22 protein-coding genes and 3 pseudogenes are annotated in these 21,788 nt (G+C 52.0%); 15 read left to right on the forward strand and 10 right to left on the reverse strand.

Going from position 1 to position 21,788, the window contains the following annotated elements; genetic code table 11:
- Positions 1 to 76 precede the first annotated feature (76 nt).
- Positions 77 to 508, forward strand: a complete 432-nt coding sequence (locus tag HP062_RS24260; RefSeq protein ID WP_172792142.1) for a LexA family transcriptional regulator — start codon at positions 77 to 79, stop codon at positions 506 to 508.
- Positions 495 to 1,774: pseudogene (locus HP062_RS24265) on the forward strand (Y-family DNA polymerase). Before HP062_RS24260 ends, HP062_RS24265 begins: the two are co-directional and overlap by 14 nt.
- 53 nt (positions 1,775 to 1,827) lie before the next feature.
- Here the strand turns inward: HP062_RS24265 and HP062_RS24270 are convergent.
- Positions 1,828 to 3,054, reverse strand: coding sequence for a hypothetical protein (locus HP062_RS24270; RefSeq protein ID WP_172792143.1), 1,227 nt, complete (start codon positions 3,052 to 3,054; stop codon positions 1,828 to 1,830).
- Positions 3,041 to 3,250: a hypothetical protein gene (locus HP062_RS24275; protein WP_172792144.1), complete on the reverse strand. Its 210-nt coding sequence runs from the start codon at positions 3,248 to 3,250 to the stop codon at positions 3,041 to 3,043. Before HP062_RS24275 ends, HP062_RS24270 begins: the two co-directional genes overlap by 14 nt.
- 517 nt (positions 3,251 to 3,767) lie before the next feature.
- Between HP062_RS24275 and HP062_RS24280 the strand changes: the two genes are divergently transcribed.
- The 12 genes and pseudogenes from HP062_RS24280 (at position 3,768) to HP062_RS24335 (ending at position 15,241) form a co-directional block, all read left to right on the forward strand.
- Positions 3,768 to 4,196 (forward strand): hypothetical protein, encoded by a 429-nt coding sequence (locus tag HP062_RS24280; protein WP_172792145.1) that lies wholly within the window; start codon positions 3,768 to 3,770, stop codon positions 4,194 to 4,196.
- Between the two features lie 356 nt (positions 4,197 to 4,552).
- Positions 4,553 to 4,897: a hypothetical protein gene (locus tag HP062_RS24285; RefSeq protein ID WP_256665946.1), complete on the forward strand. Its 345-nt coding sequence runs from the start codon at positions 4,553 to 4,555 to the stop codon at positions 4,895 to 4,897.
- A gap of 2 nt (positions 4,898 to 4,899) precedes the next feature.
- Positions 4,900 to 6,747, forward strand: coding sequence for a P-loop NTPase fold protein (locus HP062_RS24290; RefSeq protein WP_172792146.1), 1,848 nt, complete (start codon positions 4,900 to 4,902; stop codon positions 6,745 to 6,747).
- A 57-nt stretch (positions 6,748 to 6,804) separates the two neighbouring features.
- Positions 6,805 to 7,509, forward strand: coding sequence for a hypothetical protein (locus HP062_RS24295; RefSeq protein ID WP_172792147.1), 705 nt, complete (start codon positions 6,805 to 6,807; stop codon positions 7,507 to 7,509).
- A gap of 1,041 nt (positions 7,510 to 8,550) precedes the next feature.
- On the forward strand, positions 8,551 to 9,288 hold the full coding sequence (locus HP062_RS24300) for an abortive infection family protein (RefSeq protein WP_172792148.1): 738 nt from the start codon (positions 8,551 to 8,553) through the stop codon (positions 9,286 to 9,288).
- 398 nt (positions 9,289 to 9,686) lie between these two features.
- On the forward strand, positions 9,687 to 10,055 hold the full coding sequence (locus HP062_RS24305; RefSeq protein ID WP_172792149.1) for a phosphonate transporter: 369 nt from the start codon (positions 9,687 to 9,689) through the stop codon (positions 10,053 to 10,055).
- Positions 10,052 to 11,341, forward strand: coding sequence for a sensor domain-containing diguanylate cyclase (locus tag HP062_RS24310; protein ID WP_172792150.1), 1,290 nt, complete (start codon positions 10,052 to 10,054; stop codon positions 11,339 to 11,341). The genes HP062_RS24305 and HP062_RS24310 overlap by 4 nt, the downstream gene beginning before the upstream one ends.
- Before the next feature lie 64 nt (positions 11,342 to 11,405).
- The gene (locus tag HP062_RS24315) at positions 11,406 to 11,555 is read left to right on the forward strand and encodes an ATP-binding cassette domain-containing protein (RefSeq protein WP_172792151.1); all 150 of its coding nucleotides are present in this window, start codon (positions 11,406 to 11,408) and stop codon (positions 11,553 to 11,555) included.
- Positions 11,556 to 11,920: 365 nt separating this feature from the next.
- Positions 11,921 to 12,025 (forward strand): annotated as a pseudogene (locus tag HP062_RS24320) (transposase); the annotation flags it as partial.
- 305 nt (positions 12,026 to 12,330) lie between these two features.
- A complete protein-coding gene (locus tag HP062_RS24325; protein WP_172792152.1) occupies positions 12,331 to 13,323 on the forward strand; it encodes a TerC family protein in 993 nt (330 codons plus the stop codon).
- 371 nt (positions 13,324 to 13,694) lie between these two features.
- Positions 13,695 to 14,267, forward strand: a complete 573-nt coding sequence (locus tag HP062_RS24330; protein ID WP_172792153.1) for a TetR/AcrR family transcriptional regulator — start codon at positions 13,695 to 13,697, stop codon at positions 14,265 to 14,267.
- Entirely contained in the window at positions 14,264 to 15,241 is a 978-nt protein-coding gene (locus tag HP062_RS24335) for a DMT family transporter (protein ID WP_172792154.1), read from the forward strand. Before HP062_RS24330 ends, HP062_RS24335 begins: the two co-directional genes overlap by 4 nt.
- A gap of 160 nt (positions 15,242 to 15,401) precedes the next feature.
- On the opposite strand, the gene HP062_RS24340 is transcribed toward HP062_RS24335, so the two are convergent.
- The 8 genes and pseudogenes from HP062_RS24340 to HP062_RS24375 all read right to left on the reverse strand — a co-directional run bounded on the left by HP062_RS24340 (position 15,402) and on the right by HP062_RS24375 (position 21,051).
- Entirely contained in the window at positions 15,402 to 15,584 is a 183-nt protein-coding gene (locus HP062_RS24340) for a DUF2256 domain-containing protein (protein WP_084317986.1), read from the reverse strand.
- Positions 15,581 to 17,119: a cryptochrome/photolyase family protein gene (locus HP062_RS24345; RefSeq protein ID WP_172792155.1), complete on the reverse strand. Its 1,539-nt coding sequence runs from the start codon at positions 17,117 to 17,119 to the stop codon at positions 15,581 to 15,583. The genes HP062_RS24340 and HP062_RS24345 overlap by 4 nt, the downstream gene beginning before the upstream one ends.
- A gap of 25 nt (positions 17,120 to 17,144) precedes the next feature.
- Positions 17,145 to 17,450 (reverse strand): DUF6482 family protein, encoded by a 306-nt coding sequence (locus tag HP062_RS24350; protein WP_084317984.1) that lies wholly within the window; start codon positions 17,448 to 17,450, stop codon positions 17,145 to 17,147.
- A 14-nt stretch (positions 17,451 to 17,464) separates the two neighbouring features.
- Positions 17,465 to 18,175 (reverse strand): SDR family NAD(P)-dependent oxidoreductase, encoded by a 711-nt coding sequence (locus tag HP062_RS24355; RefSeq protein WP_172792156.1) that lies wholly within the window; start codon positions 18,173 to 18,175, stop codon positions 17,465 to 17,467.
- A gap of 33 nt (positions 18,176 to 18,208) precedes the next feature.
- A complete protein-coding gene (gene folE / locus HP062_RS24360; protein ID WP_172792606.1) occupies positions 18,209 to 18,766 on the reverse strand; it encodes a GTP cyclohydrolase I FolE in 558 nt (185 codons plus the stop codon).
- Positions 18,767 to 18,847: 81 nt separating this feature from the next.
- The gene (locus HP062_RS24365; RefSeq protein WP_172792157.1) at positions 18,848 to 19,294 is read right to left on the reverse strand and encodes a thiol-disulfide oxidoreductase DCC family protein; all 447 of its coding nucleotides are present in this window, start codon (positions 19,292 to 19,294) and stop codon (positions 18,848 to 18,850) included.
- Positions 19,295 to 19,356: 62 nt separating this feature from the next.
- Positions 19,357 to 20,052 (reverse strand): annotated as a pseudogene (locus HP062_RS24370) (transposase); the annotation flags it as partial.
- Positions 20,053 to 20,280: 228 nt separating this feature from the next.
- Positions 20,281 to 21,051 (reverse strand): alpha/beta fold hydrolase, encoded by a 771-nt coding sequence (locus HP062_RS24375; RefSeq protein ID WP_172792158.1) that lies wholly within the window; start codon positions 21,049 to 21,051, stop codon positions 20,281 to 20,283.
- A gap of 155 nt (positions 21,052 to 21,206) precedes the next feature.
- On the opposite strand from HP062_RS24375, the gene HP062_RS24380 reads away from it, so the two are divergent.
- A complete protein-coding gene (locus HP062_RS24380) occupies positions 21,207 to 21,662 on the forward strand; it encodes a MarR family winged helix-turn-helix transcriptional regulator (protein WP_172792159.1) in 456 nt (151 codons plus the stop codon).
- Positions 21,663 to 21,788: the final 126 nt, after the last annotated feature.

Genomic DNA, 21,788 nt, shown 5'->3' on the forward strand with positions numbered 1-21,788 from the left:
ACATATGAGATTGACCTCAAGCGAGGCAAATCGTTAACTGTATATATATACAGTAATCCAGCGCAGAGCGTGTCTCATGAGCATCACCTTCCTAGGACCGCTATCGTCTGGCGGCGAGAAGCTCCCTTTCTATTCCTTCCAGGTACCGGCGGGTTTTCCATCCCCTGCGGCCGATCACATTGAAAAGCACATCTCACTGGATGAACTGTTCAACATCCGGGCGCCTCATGTGTACTTGGTCAAGATTGAAGGCGACAGCATGCAGGGAGCCGGCATCTATGGGGGAGACCTGGTGATCGTCGACCGTAGCGTGTACGCGGAGCACGGTGACATCGTGATCGCAGCGCTAAATTCAGAGCCCATTTGCAAGCGTCTGCATATGCGTCAGCACGAAGTGATTTTGATGTCCGAGAACCCGAAGTACCCCGCGCGGCATGTAATGGAAGGCGACGAGCTATTGATCTGGGGTTTGGTGAAGTACAGCGTGCGCAGTCATGAAAAAACCTGAACCGGTTTTTGGACTGATCGACTGCAACAGCTTCTACGCGAGCTGTGAGCGCGTCTTTCGACCAGATCTTGCCAAGACACCCATCGTAGTACTGTCGAACAACGATGGCTGCGTCATCGCCCGCTCATACGACGCGAAACCCTTCGTGAAGATGGGGGCGCCATACTTTCAGATCAAAGACCACCTTCGTCGTAACGGCGTGGTGGCGTTCAGCAGCAACTATGCGCTTTATGGGGACATGAGCGAGCGTGTGATGACCATCATCGAGTCCCTAGTACCTGCCCTTGAGGTTTACAGCATCGACGAAGCGTTTGCGGATCTCACAGGGATACCTGGCGATCTGACAGCATTTGGTCGCAAAGTCCGAGCAACGATTTTCAAGCAAACAGGCATACCTGTTGGAGTGGGGATCGCTCGTACCAAGACCCTTGCGAAATTGGCCAACCACACCGCTAAACGTCTGCTCGATAAGACCGGCGGCGTAGTGGATCTTTGCGATCAATTTAAATGCGATTGGACACTGCGTAACACTGATGTGGGAGAAGTCTGGGGCGTTGGCAAACGTATGAAGGCACACCTCGAATCTCTCGGAATCAAGACGGCGATGGACTTAGCCAACGCTGATCCAACGATGCTCAGGCAGAAGTTCAGCGTGGTCATTGAGAAGACCGCTCGCGAGCTTGCCGGTACTCCTTGCCTGGAGCTTGGGGAGGCCGACCCACCGAAACAGGAAATCTGTTGCAGTCGAATGTTTGGGACTCGCCTAACAAACATCGAGCCAATCAAGGAGGCGGTGGCGACATACACCCAGCGTGCTGCCGAGAAGCTTCGGGCGCAGAACTCTCTCTGCAAAAAGATACGAGTCAGTATCCGCACTGGAATGTTCAACCCAGAAGAAGCGAAGTATGCAAACGGCGCATTGGTCGAGCTACCGTATCCCACCAATGACGTAAGGTTGATGACGAAGGCTGCAACTGAGGCAGTCAATCGGCTGTTCCGGTTTGGGTTCAAATACAGCAAAGCAGAAGTGTTACTCATGGATCTGCGGCAGCCCGGTGAATTTACCGATGACCTGTTCGCCTATTCGCAACCTGCTGCGGTGGGCAAGGTGATGGGTGTTCTTGATGAGATTAATGGCAGGTGGGGCGGGGGACATTGCGTGCAGCAAGCGTTCCAGCAGATCCGCAATGGTCTATGCGGCGGGATTTGATGAGCCAAAGCTTTACTACAAAACTCGACCAGTTATGGATCGTCAAATCTCAATGAGATAGAGGCGTTCGAGTTGCTTACAAACATCGTGAATTTTTCGCAATGGCTTGCTAATCATCGTACCCAGACATGTAGAACGAGACCCCTAAGAGGCGCTCTAGGGTTTCGCACGCTGCTTTGCAGGCTGCCTCATTAACGTATCGAGACATTGAGTTATGGATGCCAGCTAGATGTAAAATTGCATAATCATCGAACGTTTCAACAAGCCCGCTCCGAATCATATGCTGAACTATTGGATGTGTGATCTCAAAAGTTTCTACATGCGCACCTCCGCATGGCCAGCTAGGTTCTCCAAAAGCGGTGAGGAAATCACTCGCAGCATTCTTGCCATGTTTTATTGCTTCTTCTATAGCCTCAGAGATTCTCGCATCAATCTTGGAGTCAAAAACTGTCAAATTGTCTACTGCTTGGACTATGGCATTAGGATGATATAGCTCTATATCTTCTATAGTGAGCGATTGGTCTGCCGGAAAGAGCAGTTCATCAGTGATTATGATTTTTGTATCTAAAAGCCTTTGTTCAGAGAAAGCTATTCCGGAGCAGTTGAATTGCGCATGATATAGTCCGGTCGCCAGATTCTGGATGGATTCTGCGTACTTTCTTTCATCGACTATGAGGTATACTTTTGATATGTGGCAGTTATCTTCGTCACTACCGAATAATCTAATGGCTGGCAATCGCACCTTATGAAATGACGGGCTCAATGCGTTGTAGAGTTCAATGGGACTATGGATCTCGATTGAAGTAGGCTGCCAGTACAATTTCTTACTCTGGAAGGTGACTTCTGAAGGTGAGGGGCGGATTTGGATACCTGCAATAGCATTGATCTCAGATTGGATGAACTCGATTGCGATATCCTGACTGATATCGTGGTTATGTAGATCGTCAGGTAATAGCTCCGTGTCATAGTTTCTAATGACCGGTAGAGGACTTTCCAGGGCTCCTGCACTGATCAATTCTGACTTGAGCAAGGCAATTGCAATTGGCTTGTACGGCAACCTCTTACGCAGAATGTATTCGCCGGTAGGGTAGATTCCTTCTGCTTCGAAGAGCAATGCAGCGCTATAACCGTGGCCGCAGCAATCCCCATGTATTAGGGGGTATAGCGGAGATAACCCGCCAAATTTCATTACCGAATATAAAGCAAGGAAGGCTTCCCCCTCGAAGTCCAGAAGCAGTATTTCCGCAGCATCGTAATACCATGCTGGAGCGCTTCTACAATCAGTGCTCACGTCAAGGTTATGGAAGTGATGAAGCATCCACTTAGAGTTGCTCATCTTCTTTGGTTTCTTGTAGGGCCAAGTCGAAGTAATATTCCAGGTGCTGTTTTGCCATATGCCCGGTCATGTATTCAATCATTTGATTGATGTTTGTGTGTTTCAACATGAGTCGGCGCGCGAGGCAGCGTCTTAATTCGAGGCCTTCGATGGGCCTCCTAGTATCATGCGTCTGCGGGTTTTTTGGGGCTTTCATGTCAATCACTCATTGGTTATCCAATATGAACTTGAATGAAAGTTTAGTGTGCTCGAATTGTCAAGGTGTGTTAGAGACCGAAAAAACAAAGGCTGATGTTTTTTGTTTATTAATTAGGTTGTGATTCTGTTAGCTTGTGTTTTGTCCTGGTATATAACTAATTGATTTTCCATGATGGTAAGGCTTGTCTCGCTGCACGAAAAGCGAGAAGCGTTTATTAGAAAAACAATTTTCGCTATTTCTGGGTGCGCAATAAAGAGCGGGGTATTCAAAATTTCCCGATAGTCGGTATTGTGATTGGTGCATGCCGATTTGTCTGTGGGCAAATTCTTGAATTTTGTTAAGCTATGGTCTTGTATTGCTCGTAGCTATTAAGGATAGGTACGAATATATGTTAATCAGAAATGAGTATTCAAGGTATTCCAGGTTTTTCTTTACAGAATACGAGCAAAGCGGGCCTTTCATTAATGAGGACCAATGTGGGTACAGCATCTTACAGGCTGTTCAATGGAGAACTATGGACGGAAAACCGTTAATGGTCCGAAGCATTCAGCGGATAGCGGTGGCCTGGTGTGCGCTGAGTGAGCCCAATTTGTTCCTGTGGCTAGAAGACGCTTTAGCGAGAGGGATTTTGTCTCCAGTGCTTTTTGTCTGTGCGCGATCGGGCAGCGTAACGTTGGTGGTTGATGCGGGAAGTGAGTTGGAGAGATCGGATGAGTTCAGACAGGAATGGAATGACGTTTTCGGCGTCGCAGAAGACCCTTATTGGTGGAACGTCAGTTTTGAATGTTTTGACAGGGATAGGTTCCAAGTGGAAATTATGCCAGTGATAACCGATGAATATGTGAGGAACATAAATCATCACTGGAAGCTCGGAATTCGCAGTTACGAGCCCGCAGTTCTAGTTTCTCCTGAATACGTTCGTCCTGATTATTTTATACCGTGATGTTCGTTCGACAAGCGAAAGCTACGCTATAGGCGAATGTATAGGCGCGAGCATCATGGCCCCAGCGGCACGGCATTATGCAGCTTCCTTCTCTCATCCACCTGTGTGATTGAATAGCGCTCAACAAAAGGCTCTCGGTAATCCGAAAGCCTTTTCACATGCCCCGTTTTTTGACCATCTTGATCGACAAAATTTGCAGAGTGCGACATCCCTGCATTGTCTTGACAGCAGCGCAAGCGCTGAAGGTGCCAGTGGGGGGCTGGGAGTTGCTGTGTGGCTCTACCCGGTATCACCTGATTTAGAGAAGTTGAAGTCTTTCCCAGGAATGAGCATCTGGTAGAGTTCGAGGATTGAAAATGACGGCACAAGGCCTTCATCTGACTCTTCTTCTACCTTCAGGCTTCGATCACTTCATGAGCACCTTTTCTTTCCGAGCGGACACGATTCATCACGTGTTCGAGCTGATGCTTGCGCCTGGCATGAAGGTAGTGCACCGACTCACGATTCTGCCTGACCCAATCTTCCCTGACGTCGAAGAGGAACTGCTGGCCGAGATCACCCAAGACAAGTTGATGGGGTTAGTTGCCAGCGTAGACGACGCTCACGTCATCGTCGATACGCTTCGCCAATGTGACCTGAAATCCAACCGGCTCCAGAGTGGTGAGAACCCATACGAGCTACTAAGCATCCCGGAGTTTTAGCCATGGCGAGCAGCCAATCCAACGAAGCGACCAAACTGCTGGACTATTACCTTGATGATTCTGTCGATACAGAATACGCAATTATGCTCTCTGCCCCATGGGGAGCTGGGAAAACTCACTTCATCAGGAAATATCTGGACCACCGTTCGGCTAGTCTGACCGAGGAAAAAGCCCCTTACTACCTGTATGCGAGCCTTTTCGGCGTCACGGCTATCTCTGCGATCAAAGATCAATTCTTCGCCCAGATTCATCCCCAGCTCAATTCAAAAGGTTTTCAGCTTTTCGGAAATGTGGCCTCTGGGGTCTTAGAAAAGCTTTCCGGCGCTAAGGGTGGCACTCAGGCTTTGAAGGAGTTGCTGCTGAATCTGGACGGCAAGATTCTGGTAATCGATGACCTAGAACGCTGCTCGATGAAGATCTCGGATGTCATGGGCTTCATCAACACTCTGGTCGAGCATGAGAAGCTAAAAGTGATCATCCTCGCCAACGAGATCGAGATCCCAAAAGCCCAGCGTGAAGACTACGACAGGCAGAAAGAGAAGCTTGTAGGCAAGACCATTGAGGTAAAGGCAGATCCTGCTGAGGTCCTGGACAAGCTAACGAGCGACCTGAAGTCAGGCGCTGTTAAGGAGATCGTGTCTGCTGAAAAGACTGCGTTGCTGGCCACTTTCAACGCCTCGAAGAAGCCTAATTATCGCAATCTGCGCGCCGTGCTAGCGGACTTCGAGCGCTTGGTGGGGGTAGTGGATAAGCGGCTGAGCGATGCTCCAGATGCACTGAAGCAGCTCCTGTTGTACATGACCGCGACGGGATGTGAGGCCCGCAGTGCAGACTTGAACGAGGCTATGCTCCGGCAGCTTTCGACTACCGCTTTCTCAATGGGATGGCTGTTCTCAAAATCAGAAAAAACTCCTACAGCGCAAGCCTTTGAGATGCTCAATAACCGCTACCCTGAGGTCCGTTGGGCGGACCCTATCGTCAGCCCTAAGCATCTGGCTGATCTGTTCTTCAGCGGCAAAATCGGAGTAGATGCAATCAACGAGGAGTTAGCCCGCCATCCAGATGTAGTCGGGCACGCTCATATCCCGGCATGGAGGCGTCTCTGGGATTGGTCACGCATGAGTAAATCGGAGTATGAGAAAGCCAGGGCTGAGCTGTTGAGTGAACTTGCTGAAGAAAAGCTTACTCATCCAGGTGTGATTCTGCACGTGGCAGGAATCGCCATTACCCTAGGTGGATATGGTGATCAATTGATAGGCGGCGAGGGGAACCTACTTAATTACTTCACTGAGTATGTGTCCAGGTTGGCAGACGGCGGTATGTTGATACCAAACAAGGGCGTTTATGGCTTCGACAGCATGAGCGCTGTTGGGCTCGGATACTCTTCTTATAACGACCCAGAATTCACCTCGATCTATACGATGGTGAAGGACGCCAGTGCAGAAGTTTTACGCAGGCAGTTGAAGGTAAAAGCGCAGAGCTACGTGGCGCGCCTGGCGACTGGGCCTGATAACTATTCTTCGCTATATGAGTACGGCATTGAGGACGAAAACTATGGCGGCTCACCGTTTCTGCACCATACAAAGGTGGATGATCTGGCGGATATCCTGATCGCCGATTCTCGCACCAATGACCAGCTTTTCGCCTCGCTCGTAAAGCGATACGAGCATAATCTTCAAACTGGCCAATCCCTGAAAGATGAGTACGAGTGGGTTGAGAATTTGAGGACTCATTTGATAGCAATGGCCGATGCTGACACTGCGCCGTTTGCAAAAATGCTCCGTGATCGTGTGAGCTACTATTTCGAAAAAATTGGAGAGGGAATCGGTCGGCCCGCAACCACCAGCTAACCCTCTGGCTTCGTTCGGGCGGGTGCTCTGTCCGCCCGGTTTTTACAAGGAAAGGGAATGAGCGAAATCAACGTTCCGGCTGAGCAGCGAAAGTCTATCGCCGCATTGGATATCAGCCATCTTGGCAACCTCCTCGACCAATCTCTGCGGGAAGAGCGCCTAGTCGGACTGAGCGATCTTCGTCTCTACGACTGTGGCGATTACATCGGCGAACAATTGAGGATATTTGAGAGGGCAGTGCAAGGACACGCGACAGCGAAGGCTCCGAAAAAACGTGCCCAAACGGAACAGGACGTTCGGCGAGCTGGGAGTGCATTGATTTCTGCTGTGCAGCTGATGCAGGGCAGGGTCGAACAGGAGCAAATAGAAGCTGAGTTATTTGTTGTTGATGATTACGTAGGGCAGCCTTATTTGCACAGCAATCGTCTGTCAGTGTCTGTTAGCTACCGCTGGCGTAACCAAGCCACGGAGCATTGGGAGATTGGCAGCATTAAATTCACTCATACGCATAATCTCGCACCGGCATATCTGTCTTCTCAGCCAAAGAGAAAACCTAGCGCGGCGGCTCAAGCTACAGAGAAGGAGGCTGAGTTGCATCGCGTCTGGGATCACTTGCGGCGCCTAGCCTTGCACTCTGTGAAAGAGTATTTCCAGGAGGGCGGCGACGGCAGCAAGATCCCTCAAGCCTTCCAAGCCAAACACGGTGCATACGGAGAAGGCCTGAATAACTTCAGCCTCTCGTTCTGGAACGACAAACGCTAAGTCTTTTCAGACTCATCACCTCCATTGAACGGACCAGAAGACATACAACGTGGCCAGACGTAGAAATAGGAAATCCCATCCGGATACTGCCAGCAAGCCAGATGATTTTGGGCTATTTAAAAAGGCTCGTCTTGCAGTCATTTCTGCAACCGGTGGCGTTTTCTTGGGGGCTTACACAAGCCTCATCACTGGATACGTCGGACCTTTTCTGACATCGATGGTGGAATGGACTCAAGACCACCTTCTACCGATGCCTGCTGACCAACAAATCGTTGCAGAGGCCCATTTCTTCGTTGCCAAGAAGTCCGGAACACCTCGCTCTGGCGAGGTGATGGGTGTCGCGTTGAGGGGATCGATTGCCTCAAGCCAGGCGGCGCCAGTGATTACAAGTTGTATGAATTTGGTGACGAAGTCGTATACACGAACGCTCTTCTGCACACCACGTGCCGACCTTCAGGCAAAACCAAGGTGACAATCACCCCGCGCAACGGCAATCCAGTGGTCCTGTTCAACGGCTTCATCAACGGCAGGGAGCAGGTTGAAATTGGAGGTGTTGAAGGTAGCTATGAATACGGGATGCTCACAGTTTCGTATGTAGGTACGAAAGAGCCAACCGGACCGTACAGGCCTCTCAATCAGACACCGCCCCCGCTTGCTGAAAACCGACAGTAAAAGTGTGGAAAGCTCTAGGAGGGTAGGGGCTCAGGGGCCCTTGGCTTCGATGGGGCTGAAAGAGACCGGAGGCCAGATACCGCGCACGTTGCCGGTGAGTGGGTCGATAAATCCGTGGTCGAGCTGGCCGTGTCGAGCCTCAGACACCAGAAGCAAGGGGGATAGCGAAATAAGACTGAGCGCAATCCCAAGGCACCTGTTTCACTCCTTGTCAGTTTGAGACAGAGGGGCGATCAGTTCTGGCCTTTGATTCCTGACATTGCCAAGGGCTTTGCCGACTAGATACCAATGAAAGTCGGCGACCGGTCACAAACGTGTGCGGGCTGCTATAACGGGTTGGTACTACAAGACGGTGAAGGTGCGAAAGCCATGGCTCTCATTGATGACGTTGACGGCTTGCAATCGATCTACATCAATCGTGCCACCGGAAACGGGAACGACGACGATGAGCGGGATTACCCTCTTTACCGGCAGAGCGTTCTTGATGACCCTCGTGTGGCCTCACTGGTTCCCGCGTGGGTGCGTCGTTACAGGAACTTGGATCAGTTTTGGGGGTTCATCCAGCCAAAATTTCCAAGCTACGCTGAGCGTAGGAAGTTCATCTGGGATGGAGCGCTCGTGGATTTTGCTGAATCAGATGGTGCCCACCCCTCTGATATCGTTGTTTCAGAGGCTCTGGCCCGCATTGACGCTGAGCACGTTCGGATCGCATGGACGAAAGCGCTTGAAAGGCGCTCAACCGATCCTGAGGGAGCTATCACCATGGCTCGTACTCTTCTGGAATCGGTATGCAAACACATTCTTGACGAAGCCGGAGAAAGCGACCATGAGACGACTCCTGACCTTAACAAGCTCTATAAGCAAACCGCTACGCTTCTAAATCTTACTAAGGCACAGCATGAAGAGGTTGTGTTCAAGCAAATCCTTGGTGGCTGCACAGCAGTTATAGAGGGGTTGGGGGCGCTTCGGAATCGTTTGAGCGATGCCCACGGAAAAGGAAAGGGCGGGGCGAAGGCCGCCCCACGCCATGCTGAACTGGCAGTGAATCTTGCCGGCTCGACTGCGCTTTTTTTGCTCGCCACATGGGAGGCAAAGAACGGTGATTGAGTGGGGCATTGCTCAATAAGGGGGCGGATAAATAACTTCAGCGAAGGGAGTTGCCAATTGCTGTCAGCAGCCACGGACAGAAATCGACCCAAAACAGCAATTCGAGTGCACCCAACCAACCCCAAGGTGACAGTCAGGCATTGGCTAAAATGCAGTTGGTGGGCGGCATAATAAAAATGAGTAGCTATTCTTGATTTGATAGTAGACTCTTTTTGAAACGCTTCAAAGGTGGGCGCTTGAGATATGAAACATTGGAACAGGGGGGATATTAATTTGGAAGGTGGCTATCCGTACTTTATAATTTAATGCTAGAACGGGGTTGTTGCTATATGGAAGGTTGAGTATAGCGCGTCTGGGCTTTTAAATATTAATGTTATACTTTGCGAGTGAGTGTGGAAATGAATCTTACATTCGAAGAAACATCGATACAAGCATTGTTGGGCGCGCCTGATCAGCTAGATACTCTGAATTTCGGCATAATTGGCTTTAACGACGCTTCGGAAGTTGTAATCTACAATGCTTTTGAAGCTAAAAGCGCTGCCTTACGACAGGAACGTGTTTTAGGTAAGAATTTATTTTTGGAAATTGCGCCATGCATGAATAACGCTATGGTCGCTCACAGATTTGAGAATGAAACTGCGTTAGACGTGATCATTTCTTACGTTCTGGCGCTTAGAATGCGGCCAATCCCCGTTAGGTTAAGGCTGCTTAAAGAAAGTGATGCTAGCACCCGCTTTCTATTAGTTGATCGGGCAGCTTCAAAATGATTAGTGATGAACAAGACAATGGTTCAATTGAATCAGAATATGAGGCACTACTGTCATTTATGTATCTATCGCCCGTAGGGTTGGTAAGAACCGACCCATACGGCAAGATTGACATGCTCAATCCCATGGCAACTCAATTGTTAATGCCGTTAGTTAAGTCCCTAGGACTTGAAAACTTATTTGAGACGCTTGCTTCAGTGGCGCCTGAGTTACGTAACCTTGTAACGAGTTTTAGAGAGTCGTGCGGATCAATATGTGTAAATCATAGAATCCACGTGTCGTCCGCAGCCGACGGAGGTATTGTACTCGCATGTACTATTGTAAAGGTCAACGACGAGGTACTGATAACAGTTCTGACTGATATCTCTTCTCAAGTTGCAACTGAAAGGAGACTAAGGCAGACAGACTCATGGCTGGACGCCATCTATACGATTGTTAACGATTTCGCAGTCCTCGGCTTGACCAAGGAGGGAGTAATTAATAGTTGGAGCCCTTCGGCAGAGCGTTTAACCGGTTACACGGAATCCGAGGCTATTGGTGAGACGTTGGGCCGCTTCTATAGCTTGTCCGCCTTGGAAGTTGATGTTTTGAAGGAACAACTTACATTTGCACGTGAAGAAGGTTGGCATTCACGAGACTATCTTTGCCAGCACAAATCAGGACACAATTTTTTTGCTCAAGCAATGATTGCCGTTTTGCGCGACGAAAGTGATGAGTTTTCTGGCTATACCGTTGTATTTCGAGATATCACTGAGCGAAAAGTGTCGAGTGATAATCTGGCCAATTTGCTCACTAAGGACCACCTCACAGGTGCAGTTAATCGCGCTCACTTTTTCAACTTGGCAGAGAAAGAGTTAGCTCGGGCAAGTCGATACGAGCACTCAATATCGATAATCATGCTAGACGCCGATCATTTCAAGCAAGTTAATGATAGCTGGGGGCATCCCATTGGCGACGAAGTTCTTAAGTCTATAGTCAAAATTGCTGAGGGAGTTCTTCGCCCCGGAGATACTATAGCTAGGTTTGGAGGCGAAGAATTTATCATCATGTTGCCTAAGAGTAATAGCGTCGAGGCTTCAGTGATTGCTGAGCGACTAAGGAGCAGCATTGAAGCATCTAGTGTTGATGCTGGTGATGAGGAAGTAAAAATCACAGTCAGTATTGGGTGCGCCTCGACGAGTCAATCGCGATCCACTCTAAAACAGTTGTTAGTCTCAGCAGATAGCGCGCTCTACCAAGCAAAATCTAGGGGTAGAAACTGCATAGTTGATATTGATTACTGCTAATTTATGGCATCTCGTGGGTTAACAAGAGATAGGTCGCAAAGCCATTGCTGAAGATATCGCGGATATGTGCCAGCTGCTCCCGATATCGAAGGAAAGAAGCGAGCAGCAGGCTGGCGCCATATCTGGCGGCGAGCAACAAATGCTTTCTATTACCAGGGCGGTGATGTTCTGTCCTAAGTTGTTGGTTTGGGATGAGCCGACAAAGTGGCTTTAACTGAAAATGAACGATGCTGTGCCTATATATCCTTCGATAGATCCGATCGCGTAATACGCCTGTCCCGCTATTCGAATAGAACACAGTGGAAGCCATCCAGATGGCGACCCAGGTGTTTAAGCTTCGCGTCGGGCCATCGTTTCCGTGTTGGCGGGGAAAAGCGTGACCGAAGAATCTTCGAAAGACATCTATCTAAGCTCGTTCAGGAGTTTGGAAAGATACGGATCTCTATATGCATCACTGGCCTTTGCGTTTTCTGCTGTCCAAGTAGGGGTGTGCGATCCTGCGCTTCGAGCGAAGCATCATTTCAAAGTGACCCCAGATGGAAGCCCTGATCACCATCCGCTTACAGCCTTAAACGCTGACCAGCGCTGTCGCACTACCTCGACGATAGGTCTATACCGGTTGATAATAATCGGACCGAGAACCAAGAGCGGCCATGGGCTCTGGGACGTAAGAATCGGCTCTTCATCGTAAAACCCTCTGAGGTTGTAGCTCAGGTCAACCGCCAGTGTTAGCTGATCCTCGTCTAGCTCGTTTGGATCGAACGGCCTCAAGAGTAGGCAAGCGTGCAACGTTGTTATAGATTTTCTACCTCGACATTCCGACCTTTGAGGCGGCCTCCCACATTGAAATAACTTGCAACTCTTGCGTGATTGAGAAATCCCACGTCTCTCTCTAAATTTTTTTCCACAACACCGGGTCCCTCTGACAGCGAATCGCTGCCATGTCGGAGTTGTAGTTTTCACAACTTCGACACTTAGAGGAGGGGCTCATGACTGCCCTAGAACCGTTCTTCCTGGCCGAGTTCCTCGGCACCGCCACTTGGTTGTGGCTAGTCTTTATAAGCATCGTGATAGGCCTGTTAGTCTTCGACCTCGGGGTTCTCCACCGTGAGCAGCGAGAAATCGGCGTTACTGAAAGTCTGCTGCTGTCTGCTGGCTATATCACGGCTGGCTTGCTGTTCGGCCTCTGGGTCTGGCAGGTCAAGGGTGTTGACGCCGGGATCGATTTCTACACCGGTTTTCTGATCGAGAAATCGTTGTCGATGGACAACGTGTTCCTGATGGCGATGATCTTCAGCTTCCTCTCTATCCCGCGTAGGTATCAGCACGAGGTGCTGTTCTGGGGCATTCTCGGTGTCATCGTGCTGCGCGCGATCATGATTGGCCTGGGGGCGGCGCTGATCGCCGAGTTCAGCTGGATTCTGTATGTGTTCGGCATCTTCCTGCTGTTAACTGGAGTGAAGATGTTGTTCAGCAAGGTCGATGCCCATCCAAACCTTAGCGAAAACCTGCTGGTGAAGTTCCTGCGCAAACACATGCGGGTGACCGAGCAACTGCATGAAGGGCGCTTCTTTGTCCGTCAGGCAGATGCCAGCGGCAAGTCCGTGGTCTGGGCGACGCCGTTGTTCTTAGCCTTGGTGCTGATCGAGTGTGCCGACCTGGTGTTCGCCGTGGACAGCGTGCCAGCGATTTTCGCCATCACCCAGGACCCCTTCATCGTCTACACCTCCAACATCTTCGCAATCCTTGGCCTGCGTGCGTTGTATTTCGCCCTGGCGGCTATGATTCACCGCTTCGCCTATCTCAAGTACGCCTTGGCGCTGGTTTTGGTGTTTATCGGCGGCAAGATTTTCATGGTCGGTATCATCGGCAAGATTCCGGCGGTCATCTCCCTGAGCGTGACCGTGGCTTTGCTGCTGGGCGGTGTACTGCTATCGCTTTGGAAAACCCGCGACCAGGCTTCTGCTGGCCCGCAGGTTTAGATCCAAACAAGTGGCGGCCGCCACATGAATACAGTAAACCCGGCGAGAGGGCCGGGTTTGGAGAATCGTTACCAGTTACGCTTGCAGCGGATATCGCCCAGGTTCCTCTCCCTTTCCGGGGGACTTTCCGTTACCAAGAAGAGTTGCCCTTCATAAAGGGGGACGAGGTCGATTCTGGGCTAAGCGCGATGTGGATGCAGGGCGTTGAGCTAGCGTAACGAACGTGCTGATTCGCCTAATCCTACGATTTAGTGCCGCGTTAGCATGCTGTGGCTTGTGTCGTAGCGGCCATGATTCAGGTCGTATTTGAGTACATCCAAATCTTACCGGTCAGTATAGTCAATTCCGTCCCTATGCCGGAGGGCCTTAAATTGGACAATACCCGCGAGCGCTTGATTGAATCAGCGCTGAAGCTGTTTCTGTCACAAGGTATATACATTACTGGTGTGATGGCCATCGCCGAGATGGCGGGAGTTACCAAGATGACGCTCTACAGCCATTTCCCTTCCAAGGATGCGCTGATAGTGGCTTGCCTTGAGAAGCGTGACCGATGCTGGCGTGAAGAGGTAGAGCGCACCTTGGCAGGGCATCCCGACCCGGTCTGTGGCATGCTCGCTTTTTTCGATTTGTATCAACGCTTTCTTTTGCAAGATAGCGAGCGCGGGTGCCTGTTCGTCAACAGTGCGGCTGAATTCCCCCAGTTTAGCCACCCTGTGCATTTGGCAGTGAGCAGGCATAAGCAAGGGATACGCGAAAACCTTGCTGCCTTGGCCATGAGCGCCGGTATAAGCGACCCTGACGCAGTTGCTGAGGGGCTGTTTATCTTGCTAGAGGGCAGTTTTGTCAGCGGCGCCTTGGGCCAGGATGTAAGGGTATTTGACACTGCCCGCCACGTAGCTCATTGCTGGATCCGCAAGCAGGCCCAACAGGAGCAGAGCGTATGACGCTGGGCCTATTAGCGGCCATTGCCGCCACTTTTTCCTGGTCACTGCTCTACATCTTTCCGGGGTTGGTCGGCGACTACAGCCTTTTTGATCTGGCTGTGGTGAGCTATGCCTTTGCCGGTTTAGGTAGCCTGCTTGTGCTGTTCGTTTACCGTAGCGAAGTGCGGCAATTGCGACTAAGCGACTGGGCCAGCGCCGCATTGCTGGGTTTCTTAGGTTACATCGGCTACTTCTTCCTGATCACCACTGCGGTCTTGGCAGCTGGGCCGGTGATTCCTCCGGTAATGATGGGGTCAGTACCGATCGTGCTCGCGATTGCCGGCAACATGCGAAGCTCCAGCGTGCCCTGGCGCGCCATTGCCGGGCCGCTGTTGGTCGCGGCTTTGGGCATAAGTCTGGTCAACCTGAGTGTGTTTGATTTTCGCAGCGCAACGGTGGTGCTCCCGACCGATTCGATACTGCTTGGGCTGCTCGCATCGTTAATCGCAATTGGATTTTGGACTGGTTTTGGATTGTTAAATGAAAGTGCTTTGGCTCAACGCCCAAGCATGTCTCCCATGTTGTGGTCAGCCATGCTGATCTTCATGTGCAGCGTGGAAATGCTGGCTTTCATCCCCGTTGGTCTGTACTTGAACCTGTCCCACTTCGCTAGCCATCCGAGCGGGTTAGCAGGTACTCAGGCGCTAATAGTCTGTGGATTGATTCAGGGGTTAGGGGCCACCCTTGCAGGTGCTTGGGCATGGTCAATCGCAACTCGACGTCTACCTCTGGCTCTAAGCGGGCAATTGATTGCCAGCGGAACCATTTATGCAACTACGATGGGCCTGCTCATCAATCAACGCTGGCCCTCTCCTATGGAAGCGCTTGGGACAGGGTTGCTATTCGTCGGCGTGGTATGGGCTATTCACGCCTTTTATCGCAGGCAACCACACCTCGTGACACGTGGTGGGATAACAGGCCTTGGCCAAAACTAATTCGACTGCGCCCGTATGGGCATTTGAGGTGTCCACTTTGGATTGATTTGGCATCATTGTGCTAAGTGCTGGGATCGGGAAGGGGTGTTTGGCGGACGGTTACGTTTATCCAATGTTTTGTAGCTATAAGGCACCGTGCCAAACGACCTGAATTCGAGGTTTATAAGCGTGCAGCACTTAGTCTTATATCTGGCATAAATACTCGGTTTTCAATGCGTCTGTGCCGCCGGCAACGCTCCGAGCAGTAGCGCACCTCGGCCCAGCAGCGCGCCCATTTTTTGCGCCAGGCGAAGGGCAATCCGCAGATCGCACAGGTTTTGATCGGGAGTTCACTCTTCTTCAAAACGACTCCCCGGCATCCAGTTTGGCGAGCAGTTTCTGGCCACGATCCCATAGCGCTTGCTGCTTTGATTCAGTCATGCGATCGAGGTTTTTGTAGACCATGCCCATGCGCTGATTGCTGCGCAAAAGGTCGCCGTGACGCATCAGAAAATGCCAGTAAAGCGAATTGAAAGGGCAGGCGTCGTCCGTCGTGCTTTCACCGACTTTGTACGCGCAATTACGGCAGTAGTCGGACATGCGCTTTATGTATTGGCCACTGGCGCAGTAAGGCTTGGAGCCCAGGTAACCACCATCGGCGTGCATGACCATGCCCAATGTATTGGGTAGTTCGACCCAGTCGAATGCGTCCATATAGATCGCCAGGTACCAGTCGCAAATCTGGGTCGGCGCGATGCCGGCCAGCAGTGCAAAGTTTCCGGTTACCATCAGCCTCTGGATATGGTGGGCATAGGCATGTTTCAAGCTTTGCCCGATCGCTTGGCCCATGCAATTCATCCTGGTATCGCCCGTCCAATAGAACTCTGGAAGCGGTCTGTCGTTGCCAAACAGATTGCCGTCGGCGTAGTCGGGCATCTTCAGCCAGTAGACCCCCCGAACGTATTCACGCCAGCCGATGAGTTGGCGGATAAAGCCTTCGGCTGCATTCAGCGCAATGCTGCCTGAGCAATAGGCGCCCTCCACATCGCTGCACAGCTGACGCAGATCCAGCAGGCCAATATTCAGCGCGGCGCTGATCCGCGCATGAAACAGGAAGGGTTCATCACTGGCCATCGCATCTTGGTAGTCGCCGAAGGCTGCCAGACCCCAGTCGAGGAAGTAGTCCCAAAGCGCTTGGGCATCGGCGTGGTTTACCGGGTAGTCAAAGGTTTCAACGGCACCGTAGTGGCCGGAGAAGTTTTTTGCGACCAGCGCCAGCACGTCCTGGGTTATCGCATCGGCCGAAAAGCGCATGGGCGAGGGGGCTCTTAAGCCTTTGGGAAGTGCCTTTCGGTTTTCAGCATCAAAGTTCCAGGCACCGCCGACCGGGCTACTGTCACCATTGAGCAACAAGCCACTCTTGCGTCGCATCTCTCGGTAGAAGAACTCCATACGCAGCTGCTTTTTGCCTTCGGCCCAGGACGCAAATTCTAGTCGGGTGCAGAGAAAACGAGTATCGGTATGCCACTGGATTGCCAAGCCACAATCTTTGAGCGACTGCTCCAGGCGCCAGTCACCACATTCTGTAAGGTGCAACTCATCCGGCGCTAGCAATGCGTGCCAGCGCCTCAACTCACCCGACACTGAACCGCTGTTCTGCGGATCATCGAGAGTCACGTACTGCACGCGAATGCCGCGCTGCTGCAACGCATCGGCAAAGTGGCGCATGGCGCTGAAGATGAATGTGATTTTTTGTGGGTGATGGGGCACATGGCTGGCTTCCTCCATCACCTCGACCAGCAACACCGTATCGTGCTCGGCGTCCAGGCCCTGCAAAGAGGCAAGGTCAAACGATAACTGGTCGCCCAGAACCAGACGAAGGCGGTGGGTGTTTTTCATGCGCGATGGTCCAGATGCATACGACTCACAACGGCGCCGTAAGTGAAAAGGGAATGCGCAACGAATCTATGGGGCCTTCACGTACGCCGCACATTTCATCGTGCACGCACTGCTGCACCAGCACGCAGGGAAATGGCGGAGCCAGTTGCAGTAATTCACGCAGGTGACTGACGGAACGAAGGTGCAGTGGTTTCGCGGCATCGTTGAGCAGCGTGAACTGACCGTGATCCTGCGTGACGCGCGCGACATAAAAACCACCCTCCAGCGACAGCAACTCCAGCTCACGGATTTCGCCCTTCGAAGCTAACTCGATCAACGCTTGCAGATTCAAGGTGTACTCCTTGCCTACCAGGGTAGGCGTTCTCCGGTGTAAGCAAAGAAATGACCGCTGTCGGCTGGCGCCAAGCGGTCAATCAGTGACAACAATTCTCGGGCCGCAATGCTTGCAGGCCTGGCAGCAGAGGCGCCCCGAAAGGGCTGTGACAGACTTGAAATAACAGTGCCAGGATGAAGGCTCAGCAAGCGGGTCTGAGGGCGGGTGCGTGCAAGTTCGATTGCCGCTGTTTTAATCAGCATGTTCAACGCTGCCTTGGAGGCGCGATAGGCATACCATCCACCCAGCCGGTTATCGCCAATGCTGCCGACCTTGGCGGAGAGCACCGCCATCGCGCCTTGTGTATCAAGCAAGGGAAGGAAGTGGCGCAATACAAGAGCAGGCCCGAATGTGTTGACTTGGAAGACAGCCTGAAACGCATCCACTTCAATCGCGCAATAACTTTTTTCAGGCTTGATTTCGTCGCGGTGGAGCAGGCCAGCGGCGTGCACAATCAATTGATAGGGTGCTTCGGGCGCTAATTCGATAGCAGCTCTGGCGATACTTTCAGGCTCTTCTAGATCCAATCCAGGAACACTTTTGCGCCCCAGCTCACGAACGCCTGCACAGCTTGGATCTGCCTTTAGCCATTCACAAAAAGCCGAGCCGAGTGCTCCGCTGGCGCCGATCACCAAGGCTCGGTAGCCATCGCCAAGCGAGTTCATCGTGAAAGAATTGTTCATTAGCCTCTCCCACAGAAAAGCGCGATTGCGTTGCTAGCGGCGCCCGATCAATTGCAGAAATTCCTGACGCGTGGTGGATGACTCGCGAAAGGCGCCCAGCATCACCGAGGAGGTCATCACCGAGTTTTGCTTCTCTATGCCGCGCATCATCATGCACATGTGCTGTGCTTCGATGACCACAGCCACCCCGGCGGAATCGGTGATGCGCTGGATGGCGTCGGCAATCTGCTTTGTCAGGTTTTCCTGAATCTGTAAGCGGCGGGCGAACATTTCGACCACTCGCGCAACCTTCGACAGGCCCAGGACACGTCCGGTGGGGATGTACGCCACATGCGCCTTGCCGATGAAGGGCAGCATGTGGTGCTCGCACAATGAATACAGTTCTATGTCGCGCACGATGACCATTTCATCGTTTTGTGACTCGAACAGTGCGCCGTTGATCAGCTCTTCCAGGTTCATCGTGTAGCCATTGCACAGGTACTGCATGGCTTTGGCTGCGCGTTTTGGCGTGTCCAGCAGTCCTTCTCGCTCAGGGTTCTCGCCGACGCCGACGAGAATTTCACGGTAATGCTCGGATAGAGATGGGTCCACGTTGATGTTCTCAGTGATGCTGCATTTCATGAAAGGGAAATCCCTGGCAGCAGGGGCGTGCAGGTCACTTCAGTTTTGTTTTCACAGCCGGCGGTTCGCGGGCTCTGGTGCTGGCGGCTTCACCGCACAGCGGTAATCGCGACAGCGGCGGCTGCCATCCGGATGAGGCAAGCATGCCAAATACGGGCGTACGCGGCAGAACAGGCGATATCCGACGGTAAGTAGCGGCCGGATCGCAGGCCAGGTCAGCGGTGTGGCCCAAAAGCCCAGACCGGCTGCTCGCCAGCTCCACAGCGTGGCGTCCAGGCCCTTCATCCAGCGACCATCCGCGAATCGGGCATGCAGGGATGACTGCATTTGCTCGAACGTGAACCCTAAGGCCGTTGAGTCGAAATCAGCGTCGTTGATGTCAACAAATCGTAGGCGGGTGTCTAAGGCGCGCTGGCTGAGAAATTTGATTTCCCGGGCGCAGAGCGGGCATTCGCCGTCAAAGTAAAGCGTGAGTGGCCACTGCTTTTTATTGTACATGTCAGGCAGCCTTGTATAGGTTTTGTATAACATAGGCCGAAAAATCCCGACTGACAATGGCCGTCATTCAGGTGCTCATCGTCTTCGGCCAGCACGGTATCGCGCAATGCATCCACGAGCGGCTGAAGTTGCCGGCCTGTTTGTCCAACACACCGGGCCAGCGTTGAGCGTGCAATCGGCAGGCCGGCGCGACCGAAAGTCTTCTCCTGCCGATAAAGCGGCAAGTGGTCGGCGAATTTCGCCACCATCACGTGAGGGAGCAAGCCTGTGGTCGGGATGCTTTTGTCGATGACCTGCGCAGGAACGGGTGCCTGGATCAGGGGTTCGCACTGACGGCAGGCCCATTTCCCGCACGCATGCTGCTAGATGGTCAAGACGCCGGGTGTGTAATTCAGCTTCTCGTTGAGGTCCTCGCCGATGGGCTGAAGCTGGCAGCCGCAAGCGCACTGGGTCTTATTTGGCTCGTGCTGCATCACGGTGCGCGGGAGCTGCGCAAGCAGCGGCGCACGCTAGGGCTTCTCACGTGGCTTGGCCGGTACGGCTGGCGGATTGACCGCGTTCAGCGCGGCTTCGATGGCCGCGAGGTCGGTGTCGAACAGGTCGTCTAGGAGGCTGCCTTGATCAGGGCTCAGTTGTTCACTGCGCTTGGCAAACTTGTGGCGTTTAAGGATCGCGATCTCATGGGCAAGTTGTTCATTGACCGTTTCGAGGCGGTGGATCTTCTGGCCCATCGAGTCGACCTGGGACAGCAACTGCAAAGATTATTCGACCAAGTATTCGACACATCAGTCGCTAACCTCGCGACATAACAGGCTCAAGCACTTAGGCAAAGAAAAGCCCGCGTGGGGAGCGCGGGCTAAAGGGTTTAGAAGGAGCTGGGATTAATCTAGTCAGATGCGTGTGAAAAAACTGTGAATCAAGAGCATCTGTCATTTCCAATAACAGGCCGCTGTCAATCGGTAAACCTCATGGCAGCTATTTCAAGTTTATTTTGCCGCCTTCTCAATCAGGTCAGCTACGGCCTTTGGATTGGATACCATAACAACGTGTGAGCCACCCTTGACCACGACAGTTTGCTTGGAGTGCGCACGCTCAGCCATGAACGCCAGGGCCTGAGGTGGGATGTTCTTGTCTTTGTCGCCGTAAACAAACCACGATGGAACGGTTTTCCAAGCCGGTGTGGTGGCTGCTTCATTCAAAGCAGCGACGGTGACAGGGCGCTGACCAGCAGCCATCAGCCGAGCGTCAGCTTCGGATACATCGGCAGCAAACTGTTTATGGAATTTATCCTGCTGGATGTAGAGATCTTTCCCACCGTCAGCAAGATCAACTGGTGCAGCTAGCGCAGATGCAAGCGTTCCGCCTGGGAACCGCCCAGACAATTCCGCTGCCGTTTCGCCAGCCTCTGGTGCAAACGCTGCGACGAATACCAAGCTCTTCACGTTTGAGTTGCCATAAGCAGCTTCAGAAATCACAGGTCCACCATACGAGTGACCGACCAAGACAACAGGCGTCTTGATGCTTTTGACGATGCTTGCAACGGACTGAGCGTCACTTGTAACACCACGCAGTGGATTCGCCGCTGCGATGACGGGGTAGCCGTCCTTTTCCAGAATTTTCACAACACCATTCCAGCTCGACGAATCAGCGAAAGCGCCGTGCACAAGGATCACGGTTGGCTTTACGTCAGCAGCGTGTGCAAGGCTTGCGGCAGTGATGGCGGTTGCGAGAGCCAAACCCGAGAAGATCTTTTTCATATTGATGTCTACCAGTGAGGGGGACTGCTAAATATTTTGCGCGCTAATCAATCGCTCAGGTAGTAATCGTGCGACAGATAATATTTTTTGTCAACAGCTTGCGATTGAATAGCGCACGTAATAATTTGCTTTCCTGCGTAGCAAGGGAGAAGCAGGTGACCAAGTTCAAAATTCCGGAAGACGATTTCGCGCCTCTGAATGAGTTTTTATGCTTCACGATCTACTCAACGGGACATGCGCTTACGCAGTTCTACCGTCCGATATTGGAGGCAATAGGCCTGACGTATCCGCAGTATTTGGTGATGGTGGCGCTTTGGGCAAAGGATGATCAGATCATCAAGGATCTGGGTAGCAGGCTATTTCTGGAGTCGAGCACACTGACGCCATTAGTTAAGCGTATGGAAAGCGCGGGACTTATAAGCCGCTGCCGGGATCCGAAAGATGAGCGTCAGGTGCGGGTCAAACTGACAGACAAGGGCAAAGCATTGAAGTCGGATGCACTCAAGGTTCCAGGCTGCATTCAGTCGGCAGTAGGGATGACAGCAGAAAATGTCATGGAGATTCAGGCTGCGGTTGCTGGTATCCGTGACCGGTTAATTGAGGGGAGATAACCTTATCTTGTTGGCGCTGATTGAAAATTGACCCACAAGGCATGCGGCAGGGTGTTTATGGTGCAGATCAAGACGGTTTATCGTCCTCGATACTCCTAGGGCACTTACCAACTGGTAAGTACTAGA

Source organism: Pseudomonas sp. B14-6 (assembly GCF_013260315.1).
Classification (GTDB): domain Bacteria; phylum Pseudomonadota; class Gammaproteobacteria; order Pseudomonadales; family Pseudomonadaceae; genus Aquipseudomonas; species Aquipseudomonas mandelii.